This is a genomic window from Acaryochloris sp. IP29b_bin.148, assembly GCF_028285565.1.
Lineage (GTDB): Bacteria > Cyanobacteriota > Cyanobacteriia > Thermosynechococcales > Thermosynechococcaceae > Acaryochloris.
In genome coordinates, this window is record NZ_JANQOY010000032.1 from 1 (window position 1) to 5,343 (window position 5,343).

6 protein-coding genes are annotated in these 5,343 nt (G+C 48.9%); 2 read left to right on the forward strand and 4 right to left on the reverse strand.

Features of this window, described 5'->3' with window-relative positions; all coding sequences use genetic code 11:
* Positions 1-199: 199 nt before the first annotated feature.
* From dcm to Q0986_RS03315, 4 genes are read right to left on the reverse strand one after another with little or no spacing between them, the layout of a single operon-like run.
* The gene (gene dcm, locus Q0986_RS03300) at positions 200-1,552 is read right to left on the reverse strand and encodes a DNA (cytosine-5-)-methyltransferase (RefSeq protein WP_299403729.1); all 1,353 of its coding nucleotides are present in this window, start codon (positions 1,550-1,552) and stop codon (positions 200-202) included.
* Between the two features lie 4 nt (positions 1,553-1,556).
* Positions 1,557-1,970, reverse strand: a complete 414-nt coding sequence (locus Q0986_RS03305) for a hypothetical protein (RefSeq protein WP_299403734.1) — start codon at positions 1,968-1,970, stop codon at positions 1,557-1,559.
* Between the two features lie 51 nt (positions 1,971-2,021).
* The gene (locus Q0986_RS03310) at positions 2,022-2,336 is read right to left on the reverse strand and encodes a hypothetical protein (RefSeq protein ID WP_299403739.1); all 315 of its coding nucleotides are present in this window, start codon (positions 2,334-2,336) and stop codon (positions 2,022-2,024) included.
* Positions 2,337-2,346: 10 nt separating this feature from the next.
* Positions 2,347-2,682 carry a hypothetical protein gene (locus Q0986_RS03315; protein ID WP_299403743.1) on the reverse strand — a complete coding sequence of 112 codons (336 nt, stop codon included), beginning with the start codon at positions 2,680-2,682 and terminating at the stop codon, positions 2,347-2,349.
* A 97-nt stretch (positions 2,683-2,779) separates the two neighbouring features.
* Here Q0986_RS03315 and Q0986_RS03320 point away from each other — a divergent pair, with 97 nt between their 5' ends.
* Positions 2,780-3,448 (forward strand): response regulator transcription factor, encoded by a 669-nt coding sequence (locus tag Q0986_RS03320; RefSeq protein ID WP_299403748.1) that lies wholly within the window; start codon positions 2,780-2,782, stop codon positions 3,446-3,448.
* 230 nt (positions 3,449-3,678) lie between these two features.
* Entirely contained in the window at positions 3,679-5,148 is a 1,470-nt protein-coding gene (locus Q0986_RS03325; protein ID WP_299403752.1) for an ATP-binding protein, read from the forward strand.
* Positions 5,149-5,343 lie beyond the last annotated feature (195 nt).

A 5,343-nucleotide genomic window follows, 5' to 3' on the forward strand; every position in this document is an offset into this window, starting at 1 on the left:
TCCTCCGAATATTGATTTTCATTTGCTTTGAGAGCGATGGGATTTTCATGGGTGGCTCCTTAAGGCGTCACTGAGGAAGAAATAAAGAAACATGCCGAAGTAGAGGGACTGCCAGAGCAGCCACCAGAGAAGGGTGTAGGCGTTCATAAGTGCCTCCTAAGTTTTCAAAATCTCGCTAGAAACTGAAATGCTTTGTGGTTTAAAAATGGGGGACTGACAGGGATTCCAGGCAACGAGTCAAAATCATCTGCATCACAGGTGGGGTGACAGCATTACCAAGCTGCTTGACCTTCTCTCGTTTATTTCCCAAAACTTTGTAATCTTGAGCAAAGGCCATTGCTGCCTGGATTTCATGGGGCTGCAACATGCGAAAATAGCAGTCTTCAACAGAGATAGAGCAATCGGGTTGCACCAAGGCATGGCGATCAGCAGCAGTGATAGTGGGAATGGCAGCATCCATCCCACAGACCTGATCCGAGCCGCTGTAATAGCTGGCAAGAAAGGGCTGAACCAGGGAATTGTGATCCACTGTGGTGATTGTGGGCAGTGGGTCATGAATGCCAGCAGCTTGTGCCCCGGTGTAGTTCCGCACAATGAACGGCGTTGCTAAAGCCATTGTTTGACAGGCGGTCTGGGTGGGCAAAACCCTATCCACACTCCGAACGCGATTGCTCGTGTCTTTGCCGTAAGCTGTTTCTACCAGAACGGGAGAGCAGAACTTCTCCAGTCCTTTGCGAATTCGCTCTAGGGTTGCTGGCCTTAGCGGTCGTTTGCGTTCACCCACCTTGGTACTGGGATAGCTCCAGTCGATTGCGGTATAGGCTGGGGTGTAGAACGGCTCCACCACCTGAGCACAACTGGGACAGCGGTATACGTATTGATTCCGCTTGCCGTAGCGCCCCCACTTTTTGAATGGGTCTTTCCAGGACTGAATGGCCTCGACCTCGCCACATTTGGAACAGTGAGCCAGAGGAGTAAAGCTGAGGTTGGGTTTGGGGTTGTTCTGCCTCCAGAAAACGATGTATACCCGGTCTCTACTCTGGGGACAGGAAGCAAACATGCTGTTGAAGAACACAGCCTCATGGTCGTATCCCAAGGTATGCATGGCATTCAACCAGCTATCGAACAAGATCCAGTGGCGCACCTCGACAACATTCTCCACAACGACAAAGTTGTACTGATGAAGCTCTGAGAAGCGAACAATGTCCCAGAGTGTGGCGCGACTCCTACTTTCAGCCGGGTCAATGGTCTGGGGGTTGAACAAATCCATTTGGCCCAGGTTTTTGCGCTTTTTCCCTTTGGCTAAACTGTGGTTCGTGCATTCAGGCGAACTCAGCAAAATATCCGTGCTGGGATAGCGACGAGGGTCGCAAGCGCTGATGTCTAGGCAATCATGAGCCGTGTCAGGGAAGTTGGTGTTGTGAGTTTCGACCGCACGTTCCCAATGGTTAATCGCCATCACAATCTCGCAGCCCGCTTGGGCAGCACCACTGCTTGAACCACCGCAGCCGCAAAACTGGTCGGTGACGGTGATATAGGATTTCTTTCTCATAGCTTTAATACCCACCAAATTCACGGAAGATTCTCAGCTCGTTCTCCTCATCCTCTAAAAGCCTCTTCTCTTGGCGCTTCGCCTCCTCCGTAGCGGCATTTCTGCAATCTTCACTGCAAACAGGAAACCCTTCGCCTGAATAAGCTGCATGTGCCCAAAACTCATGCCTATACTCAGGGACATCGATTGCCTCGCCACAATGCCTACACTTGTCTACCATGCGCGGCTGAAAGTATTGACAGGTTGAGGCGATGGTCTCTTCCAATTCTGGAAACTGATCGAAGTAAGTGGGATCGGTGTTTTTATTGACGAGTTCACATTCCCAGGTATCTGGCTCAGGAGGTTCATACAGGCCGCCAGCACTACCGGAAAGATAAATACAGTTGAGGCAATACAAGCACGTTTTCTGATGAGTCATAACCAGAAATCCTTAAATGAATTGTGATGATGGACGATTGAGCAGCCCTAGCTAGACCCAAGCTTTTTGGGTCGCAATAAAGGCTCGTTTGGAACCCGCTAGATCAATGAATTCCATTGCGATAGCGTCTGGAGAGTTGGATAGGCACTCAACCGCTCCATGCCGATGCCAGTCCAGGATTACCCAGGAAGACCTTTGAGTATCGAGGTATTTCCCCACGGTGTATTGCCGATCATGCAGAATGACACCAGACTGGAGGATGTGAGAAATGATTTTGCCAGGAAAACTAACGTGGAGTCGCTTGCGCTCAGATGCAACACGATTCCAGTACTCTCGGTTGAACTTGCGGTAAGCAGAGGTTTTCATGATTCTCTCCTTAAGTCGGTCCTGCGTCCTCCCCAAATGCCCCCGCAGGCAGGGTCCAGGCATTTGGATCAACGAGGATTGGCAGTGTGTATTCTTGGCTGAGGGCTAGTCGGAGCTGGTCAGGATTCTGGTGAATGGCGTCATAGACTATGCCCCTAGCCGCCATCTCTGGGATGGAAAGCTTGTTATCGAGGGTGTGTTGGAACTCTTGTTCGTACTGGTGAAGTCGCTCAGTGCGCTCTGGCGAGATGGCCGCATTGGAAGCCCACTGGTTGGGTGAGCCGAATATACAGAACTGGCAGCTTAGCCGACCCCAGCCAAGATAGTAGGCAGGATGGGCCTGCACTCCCCAGCGCTGGATTGTTTCCCAAATCTGCTCAGAGGAACTAGTGCAGTTACCATTACCGTCTTTATAGTTATTGCCGTATCACTGCTGATTACTGATGGCCCATATTCTTATCACGGAGGATGAACCACGCATCGCAGCCTTTCTTGAGAAAGGTCTGAAGAGCCACGGTTATGCCACTACTACTGTCGGAGATGCGCATGCAGCCCTATCCCTCGCTATAAGTGATGAATTTGATCTTTTAATACTAGACCTGGGATTACCGGATAGAGACGGACTTGAGGTTCTATCTGATTTGCGAGGACAAGGGGCTAACTTACCCGTTCTTATTTTGACCGCCAGAGATGATATTCAAGACAAGGTTTCTGGCCTTGAGGGTGGGGCAGATGACTATATGACTAAACCTTTTCGGTTTGAAGAGCTACTTGCCAGGGTACGGGTTCGCTTAAGAACCGATAACAATAAATCAGCCTCTCAACCACTGATGATGGTGGCTCACAACGTAATGCTAGATTTACGGACTCGTAAAGCCAAAGTCGATGACCAGTGGATTGAACTCCCGTCTCGTGAGTTTATTCTGGCAGAAACTTTTTTTCAACATCCAGGTCAGGTGCTCAGTCGCCAGCAACTCCTAGATCGCGTTTGGGGATATGACTACGATCCAGGCTCCAACATCGTGGATGTGTATGTGGGCTATCTGCGTAAAAAGCTCGGTAATGCCTTGATAGAGACTGTCCGTGGTGTCGGATATCGATTGGCCGCATAGAGTTTGTAGAGGGAATGAGAAGATTCTCATGCTGTTCATTGCTCGATTAAGTTAAGGTCGAGTCAAATGTCCTTAACGCAACTCCGTTACTGCTGGAGTATCGACCTTCGCTCTAAAAGGCAAAATCTTTGGTCGAAGATGTAGATTCTTGTCCGTAATCACCAGATGTGTCGTGCTACGGTGTAGCTCTTTTGTGCTCTTAAAGGCCCAATCTCGACGAGGACTTTGTGATGGCAAAATCCAAGCGACAAGAATATCCTGTGGTATTCCCCACTCGCTCATTATGGGGCAATTTCTTTCGCCAAACTCGGACGCGCATCTTGCTGATGTACATTGTCCTGCTAGGTCTATTCACAGGACTAGCTATTCCTTTATTTCAGATTTTAGTAACAGAACAGGTCTCCCGACGAGTGCGGAGTGACTTGAAGCAAGCCAGAAAAGTTTTCCTGGACGCCTACACAGATTGGGAGCAGCAACCTCATCAAACAAAGCAAGATCTAAAACACTTCGCAGACAAATTTTTATCGAATCAAATACCTGAAGATGATAGCTTCTTCATCTTTATCATCGATCAAGAACTATACCGTTCTAATCCCCCTCGACTCCTTGAACCGATGTCGCCAGGGTCTAAACTCTATCAGCAATGGGTCTCTGTTACTCAATTTAGTCGAGGAGAATGGCAGACTGCAGATACTGATATGGGCAACATTCTCTATAAAGCAGAACCACTGGTCGTTGATGGTCAACAACTCGGAATTATGGTTCTTGCCCACGATACGGCAGGAGAACAACAGGAATCGTTAGCCAGTGTGTATACCTTTACCTTGATTGAAGGAGGGGTTGTATGCATCTCCCTCCTGTTAGCTTGGTTCGCGACAGGGTGGTTACTCAAACCTGTTCGGGAGCTTGCAATTGCTGCTCGCAAAGTCAATAGTTCTGATTTAACCCAGCGTTTGTCTCCACAGGGATCAGGAGAATTGTCAGACTTGGCCCAAACCTTTAATGAAATGATGGATAGACTTCAGGAAGGGTTTAACAGCCAGCGACGTTTTGTGAATGATGCGGGTCATGAACTCCGTACCCCCATTACGATTATCCGAGGGCATTTAGAATTGATGGGGAGCGACCCCCAGGAACAGCAAGAAACCATTGAGTTAGTGCTGGATGAATTGGATCGCATGGGGCGATTAGTTAATGACATGGTTGCCCTAGCCACGTCAGCACACCCCGATTTCCTTCAATATGAAATGATTGATCTAAAACAATTCATCTACGATTTGTATGCCAAAGCCCAAGCTGTAGCAAAGCGCAACTGGCAGGTCACCCTGGAATGTTCTGGCTCAATGATGGGTGATCGCCAGCGACTGACGGGAGCCTTACTCAATCTTCTAAGAAATGCTGCCCAACATACCCCACCCATGGGAACCATTGAATTGGGTTGTAAACAAACCCTCACCCAAGCCATTTTCTGGGTGAGGGATACAGGGAAAGGGATTTCTCCAGAGGATCAACAGCGAATATTTGACCGCTTTGCTCGTGTTGGCAAACACCAATCGGACGGTTCCGGCTTGGGACTAGCGATTGTTAAAGCTTTTACAAAAGCCCACCGAGGAAAAATTGATCTGGTGAGTCAATTAGGTGTCGGCTCAACTTTTAGAATTACACTACCCCTCTATGCTCAAAACAGCACAGTGGTGTAATCTCGCACAACTTTACCCCTGCTCACTCCCAACTCCAGCAGTCGGAGCACACAACAGTCTTGCCCCTAGCAACACAGCCAAAGCCGAACAGCGGGGCGCAAATCCGTGATTCTGACTGAGGCGAAGTCTTTGCTCCACTTCCCTGATTTGTCCTTAAAAATCAACAGAACGTGATTCCTGGAAACCGTTGAGAAG